At 71.3% G+C, this 15,869-nt stretch carries 14 protein-coding genes and 1 pseudogene; all 15 read right to left on the reverse strand.

The window, feature by feature from the left end:
- Positions 1-48 precede the first annotated feature (48 nt).
- The 15 genes and pseudogenes from AC07FA_RS20220 to AC07FA_RS20290 all read right to left on the reverse strand — a co-directional run bounded on the left by AC07FA_RS20220 (position 49) and on the right by AC07FA_RS20290 (position 15,788).
- Positions 49-663, reverse strand: a complete 615-nt coding sequence (locus tag AC07FA_RS20220; protein WP_479077139.1) for an FMN reductase — start codon at positions 661-663, stop codon at positions 49-51.
- Positions 660-1,745, reverse strand: a complete 1,086-nt coding sequence (locus AC07FA_RS20225) for an LLM class flavin-dependent oxidoreductase (protein ID WP_479077140.1) — start codon at positions 1,743-1,745, stop codon at positions 660-662. Before AC07FA_RS20225 ends, AC07FA_RS20220 begins: the two co-directional genes overlap by 4 nt.
- Positions 1,746-1,848: 103 nt before the next feature.
- Positions 1,849-2,685 carry an alpha/beta fold hydrolase gene (locus AC07FA_RS20230; RefSeq protein ID WP_479077142.1) on the reverse strand — a complete coding sequence of 279 codons (837 nt, stop codon included), beginning with the start codon at positions 2,683-2,685 and terminating at the stop codon, positions 1,849-1,851.
- A gap of 134 nt (positions 2,686-2,819) precedes the next feature.
- The gene (locus AC07FA_RS20235) at positions 2,820-5,588 is read right to left on the reverse strand and encodes a helix-turn-helix transcriptional regulator (protein WP_479077144.1); all 2,769 of its coding nucleotides are present in this window, start codon (positions 5,586-5,588) and stop codon (positions 2,820-2,822) included.
- The gene (locus AC07FA_RS20240) at positions 5,585-6,472 is read right to left on the reverse strand and encodes a carbohydrate ABC transporter permease (protein WP_479077146.1); all 888 of its coding nucleotides are present in this window, start codon (positions 6,470-6,472) and stop codon (positions 5,585-5,587) included. The genes AC07FA_RS20235 and AC07FA_RS20240 overlap by 4 nt, the downstream gene beginning before the upstream one ends.
- Positions 6,469-7,434 carry a carbohydrate ABC transporter permease gene (locus AC07FA_RS20245; protein WP_479077148.1) on the reverse strand — a complete coding sequence of 322 codons (966 nt, stop codon included), beginning with the start codon at positions 7,432-7,434 and terminating at the stop codon, positions 6,469-6,471. Before AC07FA_RS20245 ends, AC07FA_RS20240 begins: the two co-directional genes overlap by 4 nt.
- Positions 7,434-8,765, reverse strand: a complete 1,332-nt coding sequence (locus AC07FA_RS20250) for an ABC transporter substrate-binding protein (RefSeq protein WP_479077149.1) — start codon at positions 8,763-8,765, stop codon at positions 7,434-7,436. The genes AC07FA_RS20245 and AC07FA_RS20250 overlap by 1 nt, the downstream gene beginning before the upstream one ends.
- 103 nt (positions 8,766-8,868) lie before the next feature.
- Complete coding sequence (locus tag AC07FA_RS20255) at positions 8,869-9,594, reverse strand: alpha/beta fold hydrolase (RefSeq protein WP_479077150.1); 726 nt, start codon at positions 9,592-9,594, stop codon at positions 8,869-8,871.
- Between the two features lie 65 nt (positions 9,595-9,659).
- Positions 9,660-9,974, reverse strand: coding sequence for a GNAT family N-acetyltransferase (locus AC07FA_RS20260; RefSeq protein ID WP_479077151.1), 315 nt, complete (start codon positions 9,972-9,974; stop codon positions 9,660-9,662).
- Between the two features lie 50 nt (positions 9,975-10,024).
- A complete protein-coding gene (locus AC07FA_RS20265; RefSeq protein WP_479077153.1) occupies positions 10,025-10,762 on the reverse strand; it encodes a GPR1/FUN34/YaaH family transporter in 738 nt (245 codons plus the stop codon).
- Between the two features lie 16 nt (positions 10,763-10,778).
- On the reverse strand, positions 10,779-12,665 hold the full coding sequence (locus AC07FA_RS20270; protein WP_479077155.1) for an amidohydrolase: 1,887 nt from the start codon (positions 12,663-12,665) through the stop codon (positions 10,779-10,781).
- Entirely contained in the window at positions 12,662-13,615 is a 954-nt protein-coding gene (locus AC07FA_RS20275) for an alpha/beta hydrolase (protein WP_479077156.1), read from the reverse strand. The genes AC07FA_RS20270 and AC07FA_RS20275 overlap by 4 nt, the downstream gene beginning before the upstream one ends.
- 46 nt (positions 13,616-13,661) lie before the next feature.
- A complete protein-coding gene (locus AC07FA_RS20280) occupies positions 13,662-14,492 on the reverse strand; it encodes an alpha/beta fold hydrolase (RefSeq protein ID WP_479077158.1) in 831 nt (276 codons plus the stop codon).
- Between the two features lie 95 nt (positions 14,493-14,587).
- Positions 14,588-15,139, reverse strand: a pseudogene (locus AC07FA_RS20285) (pyridine nucleotide-disulfide oxidoreductase); the annotation flags it as partial.
- 70 nt (positions 15,140-15,209) lie between these two features.
- Positions 15,210-15,788 carry a Dps family protein gene (locus AC07FA_RS20290; RefSeq protein WP_479077160.1) on the reverse strand — a complete coding sequence of 193 codons (579 nt, stop codon included), beginning with the start codon at positions 15,786-15,788 and terminating at the stop codon, positions 15,210-15,212.
- Positions 15,789-15,869 lie beyond the last annotated feature (81 nt).

Here is a 15,869-nt window from a genome sequence, read left to right on the forward strand (position 1 = left end):
TATGAACGGTATGTACCACCCCGCCGTCGCCCGGCCCAGGCGCCCGTCTCAGTCGAAGCGCAGGTCGGCGAGTTGCCGTTCGAGCACGGTGACGTCGTCCTCGGGCTCTGCACCGACCGGGCGCGCCGCCATGAGCGCGGCGAGCTCGACGCCCGCCCGGCGGACGCGGCCGGGCAGGCCGTCGGTGTACTCGTCTCCCCCCGAGCCCCAGTCCTCGGAGGCCGCGAACACGGCGGTGGGGACGACGACGGCGCGGAGATAGGCGAAGAGCGGGCGCACGGCGTGCTCAAGGACCAGGGAGTGGCGGGCGGTACCGCCGGTCGCCGCGATCAGGACCGGCCTCCCGGAGAGGGCGTCCGGATCGATCACGTCGAAGAAGGACTTGAAGAGACCGCTGTAGGAAGCCGCGAACACGGGAGTCACCACGATCAGGCCGTCAGCCGCCGTCACCGCGTCGATCGCGGCGCTCAGTCGCGGCGGCGGAAAGCCGGTCACCAGGTGGTTGGCGATGTCGCCGGCCAGTTCCCGCAGCTCCACGACCTCGGTCGACGGCGCCTGCCCCCGGGCAGCGAGTTCGTCGCGGGCCGCCTCGGCCAGCCGGTCCGCGAGCAGGCGGGTGGAGGAGGGCGTGCTCAGCCCCGCGGAGACGACGATCAGCTTCATGCGGCGGACACCTCCCGGACGGCTCGGAGCGACGTGTGCGTGGGGGCCTCCGGCACGTCGGCCGGGCGTCCCTTCGCGAACTCCCTCCGCAGGACGGGCACGACCTCTTCGCCGAGGATGTCCAGCTGCTCAAGGACGGTCTTCAGAGGCAGGCCCGCGTGGTCCATCAGGAACAGCTGACGCTGGTAGTCGCCGACGCTCTCCCGGAACGACAGGGTCCGCTCGATGACCTGCTGGGGAGAGCCCACCGTCAGCGGGGTCTGCTCGGTGAAGTCCTCCAGCGACGGGCCGTGGCCGTACACGGGAGCGTTGTCGAAGTAGGGACGGAACTCCCGTACGGCGTCCTGGGAGTTCTCGCGCATGAAGACCTGTCCGCCCAGGCCGACGATGGCGTCCTCCGGGCGGCCGTGGCCGTGGTGCGCGAACCGGCGCCGGTAGAGCTGCACCATGCGCCTGGTGTGGTCGGCCGGCCAGAAGATGTTGTTGTGGAAGAAGCCGTCGCCGTAGAAGGCGGCCTGCTCCGCGATCTCAGGGGACCGGATGGACCCGTGCCAGACGAAGGGAGGGACGCCGTCCAGGGGCCGGGGTGTCGACGTGAAGGCCTGGAGCGGCGTACGGAACGTGCCCTCCCAGTCCACGACGTCCTCGCGCCACAGCCGGCGCAGCAGCGTGTAGTTCTCCTTGGCGAGGCTGAGGCCCTGGCGGATGTCCTGTCCGAACCACGGGTAGACCGGACCGGTGTTGCCGCGCCCCAGCATGAGGTCGACCCGGCCGTCGGCCAGGTGCTGGAGCATCGCGTAGTCCTCGGCGATCTTCACCGGGTCGTTGGTGGTGATCAGCGTCGTGGACGTGGACAGGATCAGCTTCTCGGTGCGGGCGGCGATGTGGCCGAGCATGGTCGTCGGCGACGACGGGACGAACGGCGGGTTGTGGTGCTCGCCTGTCGCGAAGACGTCGAGGCCGACTTCCTCGGCCTTGAGGGCGATGGCGACCATCGCCTTGATGCGCTCGTGTTCCGTCGGAATACGGCCGTTGGTGGGGTCGGGGGTCACGTCCCCGACGGTGAAGATGCCGAACTGCATGGGGTGTCTGCTCTCCTGGGCTCGTCCGGTTCCCGCGCCGGGGAACCGGGTCGGGGTGACGTCGGGGGCTCCGGCGTCACCCGGCGGGGTCAGCGGCGCGGCGTCACTTCTCCAGGAAGGCGAGGAGGGCGGTGTTGACCTCCTCGGCGTGGGTCCACAGCAGGCCGTGCGGAGCGCCCTCGATCTCGACGTAGTCGGCCGACGGGAGCATCTTGTGGAAGGGGCGGGCGGTGCCCTCGGCCGGCAGGATGCGGTCGGCGGTGCCGTGCAGGATCAGGGCGGGCACGTCGACGGCGGGGATGTCGGCGCGGAAGTCGGTGTACCAGGTCGCCGGCGCGGCGGACGCGGCGAAGGAGCCGCCGCGGGCCGCGGTGTTCCAGCTGTTGCGGACGGCCTCCTCGCTGATCCGGGTGCCCAGGTTCTCGTCGAGGTTGTAGAAGTCCTGGAAGAAGGCGGTGTAGTAGGCGTAGCGGTCGGCCTTGACGGCGGCGACGACTCCGTCGAAGAACTCCTTGGGGGCCACCCCGTCCGGGTTGTCGTCGCTCTTGAGCAGGCAGGGCTCCAGCGAGGCCAGGAACGCGGCCTTGGCGACGCGGGCGGAGCCGTACGTGGCTATGTAGCGGGCGACCTCGCCGGTGCCCATGGAGAAGCCGACGAGGACGGCGTCGTTCAGGTCGAGGGTCTCCATCACGGTGTTCAGGTCGGCGGCGAAGGTGTCGTAGTCGTAGCCGATGGTCGGCTGCGAGGACTGTCCGAATCCGCGGCGGTCGTACGTGATCACGCGGTGGCCGGCGGCGAGCAGCGCGGCGCTCTGGCGCTCCCAGGAGTGGCCGTCGAGCGGGAAGCCGTGGATGAGGACGACGGGCTGCCCGGCGCCCTGGTCCTCGAAGTACAGCTCGATGGGGTTGGTGTTCTCCTGGCCCACGGTGATGTACGGCATGGGGATGTTCCCTCGATTCGGGTCGGCTGGTCCGCGCGTCGAAGCGGCGCGGTATGCCCGTCACGCTAGGACCGGTCCTGCGCCTCCTGTTGCCGTACGACGCACCACCCCTTGCACGGGGGCGCAGAGGTCACTCAGCCGTCGGTGGCTGTTCCGGCGTTGCCTTCGGCGAGCACGATCCGGGCCAGGTGGACCCTTGAGCGCACCGAGAGCTTGCGGAAGATCGACGCCAGATGGGTGTTGACCGTGTGCGGGGAGACGACGAGGGCCTGCGCGGCCGACCGGTTGGTGTGGCCCGCGGCGATCAGCCGGGCGACCTTGCGTTCCGAGGCCGTGAGCGCGTCCCAGCCCTGGCCGGGGCGCGGCCGGAGGGCTCCGGTGCGCCGGCCGGAGCGGCTGGTGGCCCGTTCCAGATCGGCCCGGACCCGGTCGGCCTCGGCATCGGCCCCCGCCTGGGCGTAGATGTCGTGTGCCCTGGTCAGAGCGGGTGTCGCGGCGGGGTCTCCCGCTGTGAGGAGAGCGCGCCCGAGGTTGGCGGATGCGGCGGCGAGGGGCAGCGGCCGGGGGCCGGCGAGGAGGAGGCGGACCGACCGCTCCAGGAGTCCGTGGTCGGCGTTCGTCAAGGCGGACGCGTGGGCGGCCGCCCCTTGGGCGGTCGGCACGCCGGGATTGCGGGTGGCGTGTTCGACAGCCTGGGCCGCGAGGTCATCGGCCAGGTTCCGGTCCCCGCCGCGAAGGGCGATCCGCACGGCCTGGACGACATGGGGGCGCAGCAGCCGCCACCGGAGGAAAGGGTGGTCCCGCTGCACGGATCGGACCAGTTCGGCCGCTGCCGCGTGGTCGCCGTCGGCGTCGGCGACCACTGCCTCGAAGTACTGGTGCGTGGCGTGGTTGCCCGTGTTCGGCCGCTCGGCCACGGTCGCCCGTACGACGTCCAGGTGTTCCCGCGCGGCTTCGCGGTCGCCGCGCAGCATCGCGAGGAGGCCGCGGTTGACGCGGATGTTGACCAGGTTGCCGGGCACGTGGAGGTCCGCTTCGAGCCGCTCGGCGGTGACGAGGTCGGCGTCCGCGTCGTCGAGCCGGCCGAGCCCCATGTTCAGGGTTCCCTGGGCCCAGCTCAGCATGGAGGGGCGCAGGGGAGCGTCGCCCGCCGTCCGGAGCAGTCGCCGTACGGTGTCGAAGTCGTCCATGTGGATCCGTGCGACGGCCTCCTCGGGCAGGAAGGCCGTGTCGAACACGTTCAGCGCCGTGTGGTGTTCGACGGCGGCGGCGCAGTCGCCCGCGTTGAGGGCGATCTCGCCGAGGCCCCACAGCGCGAGGACACGGGCCTCCCGGTCACCGGACCGCTCCGCCTCGGCGAGCGCCCGTTCGCCGGTCTCGCGAGCGGCCCCGAGGTCGCGCCCGCGGGACCGGGCGAGGGCCTGCCGGGCGGTGAGCCGGGCGCGGATCGTCGGGTCGGTGGCGGCCGCCAGTGCTGCCGTCGAGCGGCGGGTCAGCTCGTGGATGTCGTCGAGGTGCCACAGCGTGTCGCCGAGTACGGACTGCAGACGGGCGAAGACGGCCAGCGGCGGTTGCCGGGCGAGCAGCCTGTCGCCGGTATCCCGTGCCTGGGTGTACCGGCCCGCGCGGGTCAGCGCGACGATGGCCCGTTCTCCCACGTCGAACACCATGGGCACATGGGGCGGTACGAGTTCCAGGGCGCGTACGGCCAGGTCGGCGGCGAGATCGGGCATCACGGCCATCACGTCCGTGGCGGCCGTGCCCAGCAGCCCGATCGCCTCCTGGTCGCCGGGTTCGGCGCTCTTCAGCAGATGCGGGACCGCGTCGGTGGAGCTCCGGCCCGCCGCGACGAGCCGGCTCGCGGCCTCACGGTGGAGCGCCCGGCGTACGGAGGGGGCGAGATCGGCGTACACCGCCTGGCGGAGCAGGTCGTGACGGAACAGGAGGCGTTCGCCATCGTCGTGGAGGAGGGCGGCGGCGATCGCCTCGTTCACTTCGGCGCTGAGTCCGGAGGCGGGCCTGCCGCACAGGGCGGCGGCGTCCGCGAGCGAGAACGCGCGGCCGAGGACCGAGCCGATCCGCAGGAAGTGGAGGGTGTCCGGCCGTAGGTCGGCCAGCCGGTCGCGTACACCGAGAACCAGCCGCTCCGGCGGCTCCGGCACGTCCGAGCCCGACGCCGCGATGCCCGCGAGCACCTCGGCCGCGAGGAAGGGGTTGCCTCCCGCCCCGTCGAGAAGTCCCGCGACCCGCGTCGGCACGTCCCCGCCGAGCACGTCCCGCGCCACCTCGGCCAGGGCCGTATCGGACAGCGGCCGGAGGGGGAGCGTCGTCGTCCGCGGCCCCTGCCCGTACAGTTCCGGGTCGTTCCTGCCTGTGAGCAGCCAGAGGACCGGGGAGCTGAGCAGTCGTGCCGGCATGACACTCAGGGCGAACCGGCTCAGCGGGTCGGCCCATTGGACGTCGTCGACAGCGATCAGCACGGGCGTGTCCGCCGAGCGTTCCTCAATCAGCTGGGCCAGTCGTTCAACGAGCCAGATGCGCTGGCCGTGATAGCCCGCGAGGTCTGCGAAGTCCGAGCTGGACAGGAGCGGCGGGTCACCGTGCAGGAGGCCAGAGGCCAGTGAGGCGAGCGGTGCCAGCTCGTGCAGTTCCTCGGCGCGTCCATGGCTGACGACGAAGCCGTGAGCCCGCGCGATCGAGACGGTCTCCTGCAGCAGTACGGTCTTCCCGATGCCGGGCTCGCCCAGGAGCAGCGCGATCGCTCCTCCCTCGCCGTCGCGCACCGCCTCGACCAGGGCGCACAGCCGCCCCACCTCGGCTTCGCGGCCCCGCAGCCCGGGCCGGCTCAGCGCCGCGCTCCCGGGCACCGCCATGCCTTCCCCCGCGGGCCGGCCGGGGCTCATCCCTTCACCGATCCGGCGAGCAGTCCCCGTGCGAAGTGCCGCCGGAGGGAGAAGAACACGAGCAGCGGGACGAACGCCGCCACGAAGGCTCCTGCGGTGAGCCGCTGCCACTCGTTGCCGTACGTACCGGCCAGGCTCGCGAGTCTGACCGTCATCGGCGCGGTCTCCGCCGTCCCGCCCGACAGCGTCAGTGCCACGAGGAGGTCGTTCCACACCCAGATGAACTGGATGATGGAGAAGGAGACCAGGGCCGGGCGGGCCAGGGGCAGCACGATCCGGAGCAGCAGCGTCCCGTGCGACGCGCCGTCGACGCGGGCGGCCTCGATCAGCTCGCGGGGCAACCCCGCCAGGAAGTTGTGCAGGAGGAACACCGCGAACGGCAGCGCGAAGACCGTGTGGGCGAACCAGATGTGGCCGAACCGCGCGGGACCGGTGACGTCCCACGCGGGCAAGAACAGCCAGCCCTGGGAGAACAGCCTCAGGAAGGGAACGAGCGCCATCTGGAGCGGCACGACCTGGAGCGCGAAGATGCCGACCACGAGCGCGTCCCGCCCCCTGAAGTCGATCCACGCCAGGGCGTACGCCGCGAAGAACGCCAGCACCAGCGGGAACAGCACCGAGGGAAGGGTGATGACGACGGAGTTGACGAAGTACTCCGCGAGCCGCCCCGACCCGTTCCCGCCGCCGGACAACACCTCGCCGTAGTTGTCGAGCGTGAGATGCGGCGTCCCGAACACGGTCCACCAGCCCGTCGTCTTGATCTCCTCCTCGGGACGGAACGAGGAGAGCAGCAGACCGAGGGTCGGTGTCGTCCAGACGACCGCGATCACCACGGCGATCGACGTGAAGGCGCGGGAGGCCAGACGCTCCCGGACTCCCTTCACCCCGCCCTCCGCTGTGCCCGGACCTGGTGGGCGACGAAGGGCGTGACGAGGACGAAGAGGAGCACGGCGAGGGCGGCGCCGCGGCCTGTTTCGCCGTAGCGGAAGGCCTGGTCGTACATCTCGTGGGCGATGACGCCCGTGTCGAACTGTCCTCCGGTCATGGTCTTGACGATGTCGAAGGCCTTGAAGGTGCCGATCACCTGGGCGAGTACCACGACGAGCAGAGTGGGCCTGATCGACGGCATGGTGATCCGCCAGAAGATCTGCCGGGGGGACGCGCCGTCGAGTCCGGCCGCCTCGATCAGCTCTCCGGGAACGGCCCTGATCGCGCCGGCCAGCAGGACGGCGGCGAAGCCCGCCTGTGTCCACACCATCACCACGATGAGGAACAGGACGTTCCAGGGAGAGTCCACGAGCCATTGCCTCGGTTCGCCGCCGAACGCGAGGACGAGCTGGTTCAGCAGTCCGACCTGCCCGGCCTCCGCGGGACGGTAGGCGTAGACGAACTTCCACACGACACCCGCGCCGACGAGCGAGATCGCCATCGGCATGAGGACGAGCAAGAGCGCGAACGCTCTGAACCGCGACCGTGCGACGGCCGCCGCGTAGAGCAGACCGACCGAGGTCGCCAGCGACGGCACGAGCACCACCCACGCCAGGGTGTTGCGCAGCGCGACCATCGCCCGGGGGTCGGTGAACATCCACACGTAGTTGTCGAAGCCGGCCCACGCGTCTCCCCCGTTCTCCGTGAACGACAACGCCAGGGTGCGCAGACCGGGCAGAAGGAGACCCACCGTGAGCAGCGTCAGCGCGGGGGCCAGCAGCAGAAGGGCCGCGGCCCTTCTGCGGACCGGCCCCCGGTGCAGCGCCAGGAGGATCAGGGAGACCACCGCCGCGAAGGCGGCGACGCCCTGGAGCAGGTACAGCAGCTTGGGCTGCTGGGCGACGACGTCGAACGACATCAGTGGCTCGGCCAGGACCGTTCGATGGAGTCGGCGACCTGCCGGGTGCTCGCGCCGCCGATCCAGTCGACGGACCCCTTCCAGAACGTCCCGGCGCCGACCGAAGCGGGCATCAGGTCCGAACCGTCGAACCTGAAGTGTGTCCTGGGATCCTGGAGCAGCCGGATCGAGAGCCTGTCGACCGGGTTCGCGGCATTCGCCGGATCCACGGCCCTGTTCGCCGAGACGAACGGGCCCTTCTTCATCCGCGCGTTCGCGAAGTCCGCGGAGGCCAGATACTCCTGGAAGGCCCGTACTTCGGGACGGTCGGCGAACACCGCGGTGAACACCCCACCGCCCAGTACGGGGCGGTTGGCCGGGTCGGCCCCCGGCAGGAGGAAGGCGTAGACGTCCTTGTCCGGTCCGATCTCGGTGCCCTTCGGCCACATGTCGGCATAGAACGAGGCCTGGCGGTGCATCGCACAGTCGCCGGAGAGAATCGGTGTGCCGGCCTCCTGGAAGGAGATCGACGCCATCGAGCGGGCCGGGCCGAAACCGCCGTTGGCGTACCGGTCGTTCTTGAGGATGGACCCCACGGTGTCCATGGCCTTGATCACCCGTGGGTCGTTGAACGGGATCTTGTGGGCGACCCACTGGTCGTAGACGTCCGTGCCCTGCTGACGCAGCAGGACGTCCTCGATCCAGTCCGTCACGGGCCAGCCGGTCGCCTCGGCGGACTCGATGCCCGCGCACCACGGCTTGACGCCCGACGCCGCGGCCTTCTCCGTCACGGCCATCAGCTCGGACCACGTGCGGGGAACGCTCAGTCCCCTGTCGCGGAAGAACTTCGGCGAGTACCAGACGAACGACTTCACGTTCGCGACCAGCGGCGTGCCGTAGAGGGTGCCGTTCACGGTCGCGTAGCTGTTCCAGTCAGCCGACCAGCCCTGCTTCGCGAGGGCCACGACCCCGGCGCTCGCGGGCTTGAGCTCTCCCGCCCGCGCGAAGCGTTCCAGGAGCCCGGGCTGGGGGAAGAACGCCACATCGGGCGCACTCCCGCCGTCGACCCGGAGCTGGATCTGGGCCTCGAACTCCCCGTCCCCCTCGTACTGGACGTCGATTCCCGTGCAGTCCGCGAAGTCGGCCCAGGTCTCTTCGAACAGGTCGGCCTCCCGGCCCCGGTTCTCCGCGTAGACGGTGACCTTGGTGCCGGGGTGCTTGCCGTACTTGGTGTAGGGCCCACAGTCCGCGGAGGTGTGCGACCGGGACCCGCTGTCCTGCGGAACACCGCAGGCGGTGGCAAGGGCGGCGAGGGCGATGACGGCGAGCGCGAGCCTCGCGCCGAACCTCATGGGTGTAGCTCCTCCGATCGCCCGCCGAAGGATCCTCGGGGGCGATCAGAAGCTACCAGCGCTCGAACATTATCGACTAATCGTCCGATCCTGAACGATCGGGTCAGCGAGTGGTGGCCCGGGCCGCGTCCTGGATCAGCTCCGCCACAGCCTTGGGCTGGGCAAGCATGACCAGGTGGGAGGAGTCGACCTCGACGGTGGTCATGCCGGCGCGCTCATAGCCGTAGCGCTCGACATCGGGGTTGATCGTGCGGTCGGAGGAGGCGACCAGGCCCCACGAGGGCTTGGTCTTCCACGCCGCGACAGGCGCCGCCTCCGAGAAGGCACGTGCGGCCAAGGGGCGCTGGGAGACGGCGAGCACCCTGGCGAGGCCGGGGTCGACGTCCGCCGCGAAGAGGGCGGGGAACTTCTCGATCTCCACCGAGACGTCGGTGCCGGTCTCGGTGGAGCCGGCCATCGGGAACGGGGTGTATACGAGCGCGTCGGCGAGACCGGAGTCGGGGAAGCGGCCCTGCAGCTCGCCCAGACTCTCGCCCTCCTCCAGCGCGTATCCCGCGAGGTACACCAGTGCGCGGACGTTGTCCTCCGTCCCGGCGAGGGTGATGACGGCACCGCCGTAGGAGTGCCCGACCAGGATCACGGGGCCTTCGACGGCGCGGATCACCGAGGCGATGTACGCGGCGTCGTCGACGAGGCTGCGGTTGGGCACCGCCGGGGCCACCACTTCCATGCCGGCGGCGGTCAGCTCGGGGATGACGCGGGCGAAGCTGGAGGCGTCGGCGAAGGCGCCGTGGACCAGGACGACGGTGGGGCGGGCGTGTCGGGACATGGGGGAACTCCTCGGTGCGTGACGGGGGGTGGGGCTGGGGATGCGGGAGAGGGATGCTGGGTACTTCACAGGCCGAAGCGGGCGCGCCTCGCCTCAGGCACCAGGTCGGTGTACTCGGGGTGCTTGCCGATCCAACCCCGGATGAAGGGGCAGTACGGCAGGGCGCGCAGCCCACGGGCACGGGCGTCGTCGAGCGCTCCCCGGGCAAGGCGACCGCCCAAGCCCTGGCCCGCGAACCGGCTGTCGATCTCGGTGTGGATGAAGGCGATCTCGCCCTCCGAGAGGTGGTACTCGGCGAAGCCCGCGGTCTCGGTGCCGTCGTCGCCGGCGAGGATCTCGTACCGGGACTTCTGGGGCCGGTCCGTCACCTGCGGTTCCATGGGGTGCTCCTGTGCGGTCGTGGTGTGTCGGGGTGGGTGGGTGGGCGCGGTCAGAGCGTGCGGCGTACGCCCGCCTGGCGTTCCAGGTTGCGGAGCTGGACGGTCAGGTCGCCTTCCACGGCCAGGTGGGCGGGACCGCTGCGGCCGATGGGCAGGACCTGCTCGCTGCGCATGTCCTCGAGCATCAGGGCGAACGCCGTGTACATCGCGACGAGCGCCACCACGAGGCCGAGCGCGCCGGACGTGCGGGTCAGCCAGTCGGCGCCGGTGATGCCCGCGAGGCCGGTGGCCGCCCAGCGGGGCAGGGAGACCGCGAGGACGAGCCACAGCGCGCGCTTGGGCCGGGTCACGGCGGTCATCAGGGCCCCGAAGCAGAGCAGTGCCAGGTTGAACACGCCGAGCACCTGAAGGCCGTCGGCCGCGCCGCTCAGCATGATGAGCGAGTAGGGCAGCCAGCTGCCGGCGAAGACCGCCATCAGGGTCGCCGCGATCACGTCACGGGCGCCGAAGGCCAGGAAACTCACCAGGAGTTGGAGGGCGAAGGCCGGCAGCACGGTGTAGGCGACGGCGGCGCGGGCCGCCTCGTCGAAGAGCCCGAGCTGGAGGCAGCCCGTCATCACGGAGGCGATGGCTATCGTGAAGAAGCCGAGCGGCATGGGTGAGGCGATGGGGCGCAGGTTGATCCGTGTCATCGACCGTAGGTCCGGTTCGAAACGACGTCCCGGGGGCGCGTCCGGCGAGGTCGCCGGGGTGTCGCCGCTTTCGGCGGCGGGGGAGGCTGCGGACATCGGGTGAATCTCTCTTTCAGTGCTCGAAGCAGGGGTCGACGAAGGACGGCGGGGTGTCGGGGACGGAGCCCCGGGCGACGCGCCAGCGGCGGTGCTGCTCGGACTCGGCGACGGCCTCGGTCACGGCCGATGCCTGGTCGGCGCCGCTCCGGTAGCCGCCGAAGTGGGCCACGGGGCTCCACTCCGGGGTGACCGGCGGGATGGCCTCGTCGAGGCCCTCGTACTCGGCGGAGGCGTAGACGATGCGGCCGCCGACGACGGTGAGGACGGACTCGATGTCGGGAACGACGTCCTCGGGCACAGTGAGGAAGTCGTCGGACAGGATCGCGAGGTCGCCGTAATACCCCTCCCTCAGAATGCCCTTGACGTCCTGCTCGCCGGTGAGCTGCGCTCCGCCCCGGGTATAGAGGCCGAGGGCGGTCTCCCGGTCGATCAGGTTCCCGGCCGGGTAGAGGGCCGTGCCGCCGACGGTGCGCCCGGTGACCAGCCAGTGGAGAGCGACCCAGGGGTTGTACGAGGAGACGCGGGTGGCGTCGGTTCCGGCGGCGACGGTCAGTCCCCGGTCCAGCATGGCCCGGACCGGCGGCGTGTGGGCGGCGGCCTCGGCGCCGTAACGATCACGGAAGGCGGTGCCCTGGAAGGACATGCGGTTCTGGACGGAGAGGGCGCCACCGAGGGCTGCGATCCGGTCGAGGCTGCCGGCCGAGACGGTCTCCGCGTGATCGAAGAGCCAGCGGTTGTCGCCAGGGAACAGCCCTTCGGCCGCGAGCTTCTCGAAAACGGCCAGGTCGCGGCGGATCGTCTCGTCGTAGGTGGCGTGGAGCCGGAAGCCCCAGCCGTTCTCCATCAGGAGCCGTACGGCGCTCTCGAATTCGGTCTCGTACCCTGCGGCGAGTTCGGGCCGGGGTTCGGAGAAGTTCTCGAAGTCGGCGGCGGCCCAGGTCAGGTTCTCGCCCGCGCCGTTGAGCCGGAGCCACTCGTCCCCGTCACCGGGCTTGACCATCTCGGTCCAGCGCTTGAGGTCGGCGAGCTCCTGTCCGGCCGTCTGCGGGAAGAGGTGATAGGCGATCCGGAGGGTCAGCTCCCCCGAGCCGGCGAGGTCGACGACGGTGGCGTAGTTGTCGGGGAAGTTCTGGAACCCGCCGGCGGCGTCGACCGCGGAGGTCAGTCCGAAGCGGTTCAGCTCACGCAGGAAGTGGCGTGTCGACGTCCGCTTGTCGGCCTCGTCGAGGGCCGGCGCCTTGGCCAGGGTCGAGTACAGGATGAGCGCGCCCGGCGCCGCGAGGAGGACGCCGTTGGGTTCGCCCTCCCGGCCGCGTACGATGTGCCCGCCGCGCGGGTCGGGGGTCTCCCGGGTGAATCCGGCAGCCTTGACGGCGGCCCGGTTCATCAGGGCCGACTGGTACAGGTGCAGGACGAAGACCGGGGTGTCGGGGGCGGCGGCGTTCAGCTCCGCGACGGTCGGCATCCTGCGCTCGGCGAACTGCTCGGCGGTCCAGCCGCCCACGACGCGGATCCACTGCCCCTTCGGGGTGCGACCGGCCTGCTCGCGCAGCATGGCCAGGGCATGGCGCAGACTGCGCACCCCGTCCCAGCGCAACTCCAGGACGTAGTTCAGGCCGCCCCGGATGACGTGCAGGTGCGAGTCGTTCAGGCCGGGGATCACGCGGCGGCCGAGTGCGTCGACGACCTTGGTCCCCGGCCCGACGAGGCGGGCGAGGTCGTGGTCGTCGCCGAGGGCCGTGACCCGGCCGTCGCGGATCGCGACGGCGCGGGCCTCGGGCCGGTCGGGGTCACCGGTGAAGACCTTGGCGTTACGGACGAGGAGCTCGGCGTGCTCGTGCTCCCGGCGCGGGGCGGGGACGAGGCCCGCCACCGGCATGCTCGTCGACGGCCCAGTCATGCGAGGGCCTTGCGCAGGATGTCGGTGGCGAGACCGATGGCGAGTTCCGCGGCCTGCGTCTCGCGCAGTGCGTTCAGCATGACGAAGTCGTGGATGGTCCCCTGGACGCGGAGGGCGGTGGTGGGGACGCCGGCGGCGCGGAGCTTCGCCGCGTACGCCTCGCCCTCGTCGCGCAGGACGTCGGCCTCGGCGGTGATGACCAGGGCCGACGGCAGGCCGCTGAGCTGCTCGGTGGTGGCGCGCAGCGGCGAGGCGGTGATCTGGGCGCGCTCGGTCTCCTCCGTCGTGTACTGGTCCCAGAACCACTTCATGGCGTCGCGGCGCAGGAAGTAGCCCTCGCCGAACTGGTGGTACGAGTCGGTGTCGAAGCTCGCGTCCGTGACCGGGTAGAAGAGGACCTGCTGGACGAACATGACGTCGCCGCGCTGCTTGGCCATGAGGGTGAGGGCGGCGGTCATGTTCCCGCCGACCGAGTCGCCCGCGACGGCGATCCGGGTGCCGTCGAGGTCCTTGTGGTGTCCCTCGCGGCCGATCCACTGGGCGACGGTGTAGTTCTGCTCGATCGCGACGGGGTAGCGCGCCTCGGGCGAGAGGTCGTACTCGGGGAAGACGACGGCCGCCCTGGCGCCGACGGCGAGTTCGCGGACGAGCCGGTCGTGGGTGTGGGCGTTGCCGAAGACCCAGCCCGCTCCGTGGATGTAGAGGATGACGGGGAGCGGGCCGGTGGCGCCGCGGGGGCGGACGATGCGGGCGCGGACGTCGCCGGTCGGGCCGCCGTGGACGGTGATCCACTCCTCGTCGGCCTCGGGCAGGGGGACGCCCTCACCGTTCTGGACGCCGTCCACAGCCTTACGGCCTTCGGCGACGGGGATCTGGTAGAGGTACGGCGGCTGGGCGGTGGCGTCGGCGAAGGCCTGGGCAGCGGGTTCGAGGACCGGACGGTTCTTCATGAGGGGTTCTCCTTCTGGGATGTGCGAGAGGACGCGGGTCGGGGGCTCAGCGGGTCGCCCGTACGGCGCCGAGGATCACGTCGGTGACCGCGGCTGGACGGGAGACGGCCACGGCGTGCGACGCGTCCACTTCGGTGATGTGTGAGCCTGCGCGCCGGGCCATCCACCGTCCGGCGGCCGGCGGGATGTTCTTGTCGGCGGTGGCGATCAGCGCCCAGGACGGGATCGTCTTCCAGGCCGCTTCCCCGGCCTTCTCCTCCAGCGCGGCGGTGGCGACCGGGCGCTGTGACGCGGCCATGACGGCCGCGTCGGCGGTGGGGACGTCGGCGGCGAACTGCCGGTGGAACTTGGCGCGTTCGATGACGAGTTCGGTGCCGGTGCCACCGCCGGGCAGCGGGTACGGCCGGGAGTTCACCGTGTCACCGAGGGTGGAGCCGGGAAACTTGGCGGCGAGCTCGGCCGCGCTCTCGCCCTTGTCCGGGGTGAACGCGGCGATGTAGACGAGAGCCTTCACACGGCTGTCGCCCAGCGCGGCGCCACTGATGACGGCGCCGCCGTAGGAGTGGCCGACCAGGACGACGGGTCCCTCGACGGTGGCCAGCACGCTGCGCACATAGGCGGTGTCCGCGGCGAGACCGCGCAGCGGGTTGGCGGGGGCCAGGACGGGATAGCCGAAGCGCTGCAGCCGCCTGATCGTGCCGCTCCAGCTGGAGGCGTCGGCGAACGCCCCGTGGACCAGGACGATCGTGGGCTTGGGTCCGTGCCGGTCGGCGCCGGCGGCGGCCGTGCCGCTCGCGGGTGTGGCGGGTGCGGCGCCCATCAGGGCGGCCAGCGTGGCCGGCAGGGCGAGGGCGAGGGTGCGCCTCTTGGGATGCAAAGGGGGCTCCTTGTCGAGTGGTGAGGCATTCGGGTGCGCTCGGGCCGGCGGGGGTGTGCCGGTAGGGCGGGAGGGTGCGGCGCTCGGTCGGGGGCTCAGAGGCCGTACGCCTCCAGGAGCCGGAGCCAGACCTCGCTCACCGTCGGGAAGGCAGGTACGGCGTGCCACAGGTGCTCCAGGGGGACCTCGCCCACGATGGCCACGGTGGCGGTGTGGATGAGTTCGGTCGCCAGGGGGCCGGTGAGCGTGCAGCCGACGACGACTCCCCGGGTCTCGTCGACGACGAGCTTGGCGTGGCCGCGGTAGTCGTCCGCGTGGAGCGCGGCTCCGGCGACGTCGTCGATGCGGTACTCCACCGTGCGTACGGCGAGACCCGCTTCACGTGCCGCGCGTTCCGTGAGACCGACGCTCGCGACCTCGGGGCGGGTGAAGACGGCCTGGGGGACGGCAATGTGCTCGGCCTCCGCGCTCCACGGCTGTCGGCCGCCGGTGACGGCCGGGCGCCCTGCTGCCCGCTCGGCGATCGCCGCCGCGCAGGCGCGGGCCTGGTACTTGGCCATGTGGGTCAGCGGCGCACGGTGATTCACGTCGCCGACGGCGTAGAGCCATGCGCCCTCGATCGCGGTGACCCGACAGGTGTCGTCGACCGGACGGCCCGGTCGGCGGCGACCTCGCCGGCCGGACCGCCGCCGACCACGACGACGTCGTACGTGTCCATCAGCCGTGCACCAAAGGGGTGTCCACGAGGTGCTCGGCCAGGAACCAGACCTGCGCCTCGCCGGTGCGGATGACGTCGGAGACGAGCAGGTCGGTGCTGCCCTCGTCGCCCTCCGCCGAGATCCGGGCGGCGGCGTCCCGCGCGTCGATCAGGATCCGCTCGTGCGCGTCGAGGAGCCGCGACAGCATGACGGGAACCGGCTCCACTCCGTCCGGCGGCCGAGGAACCGTGGTGAGTTCCGCGACGTGGCGCGGGTCCCCGACGGCGACACCGCCGAGGCTCTGGACCCGCTCGGCCAGCGCGTCCACGATGGCCAGTTGGGCCTCCGCATGCTTGTCCAGCATGAGGTGGAGCGAGTAGAAGGTCGCCCCGCGCATGAGCCAGTGGTGCTTCTTGTAGAGGGAGTACAGGATCTGCGTGTCGGCGAGTACGCGGTTCAGCCGCTGGCACGCGTACATGCGGGTGTCGTGGCCGAGCCCGATCGGCAGCTGCTTGAGCGTGCCGAACGCCTGGGTCTCGGCGCCCTTCTGATGCAGCAGCGGCTGGCCGCCGCCGATCTGGGTCGTGAGGGGGTCCATCGAGTGCTCCTGTTCGGGAGAGAGAGGGTGGGATGGTCCGGCCGCCCGGTCAGGGGTGTGCGGGCGGCCGGACCGGTCTGC

This window comes from Streptomyces sp. NPDC045968, from assembly GCF_056430475.1.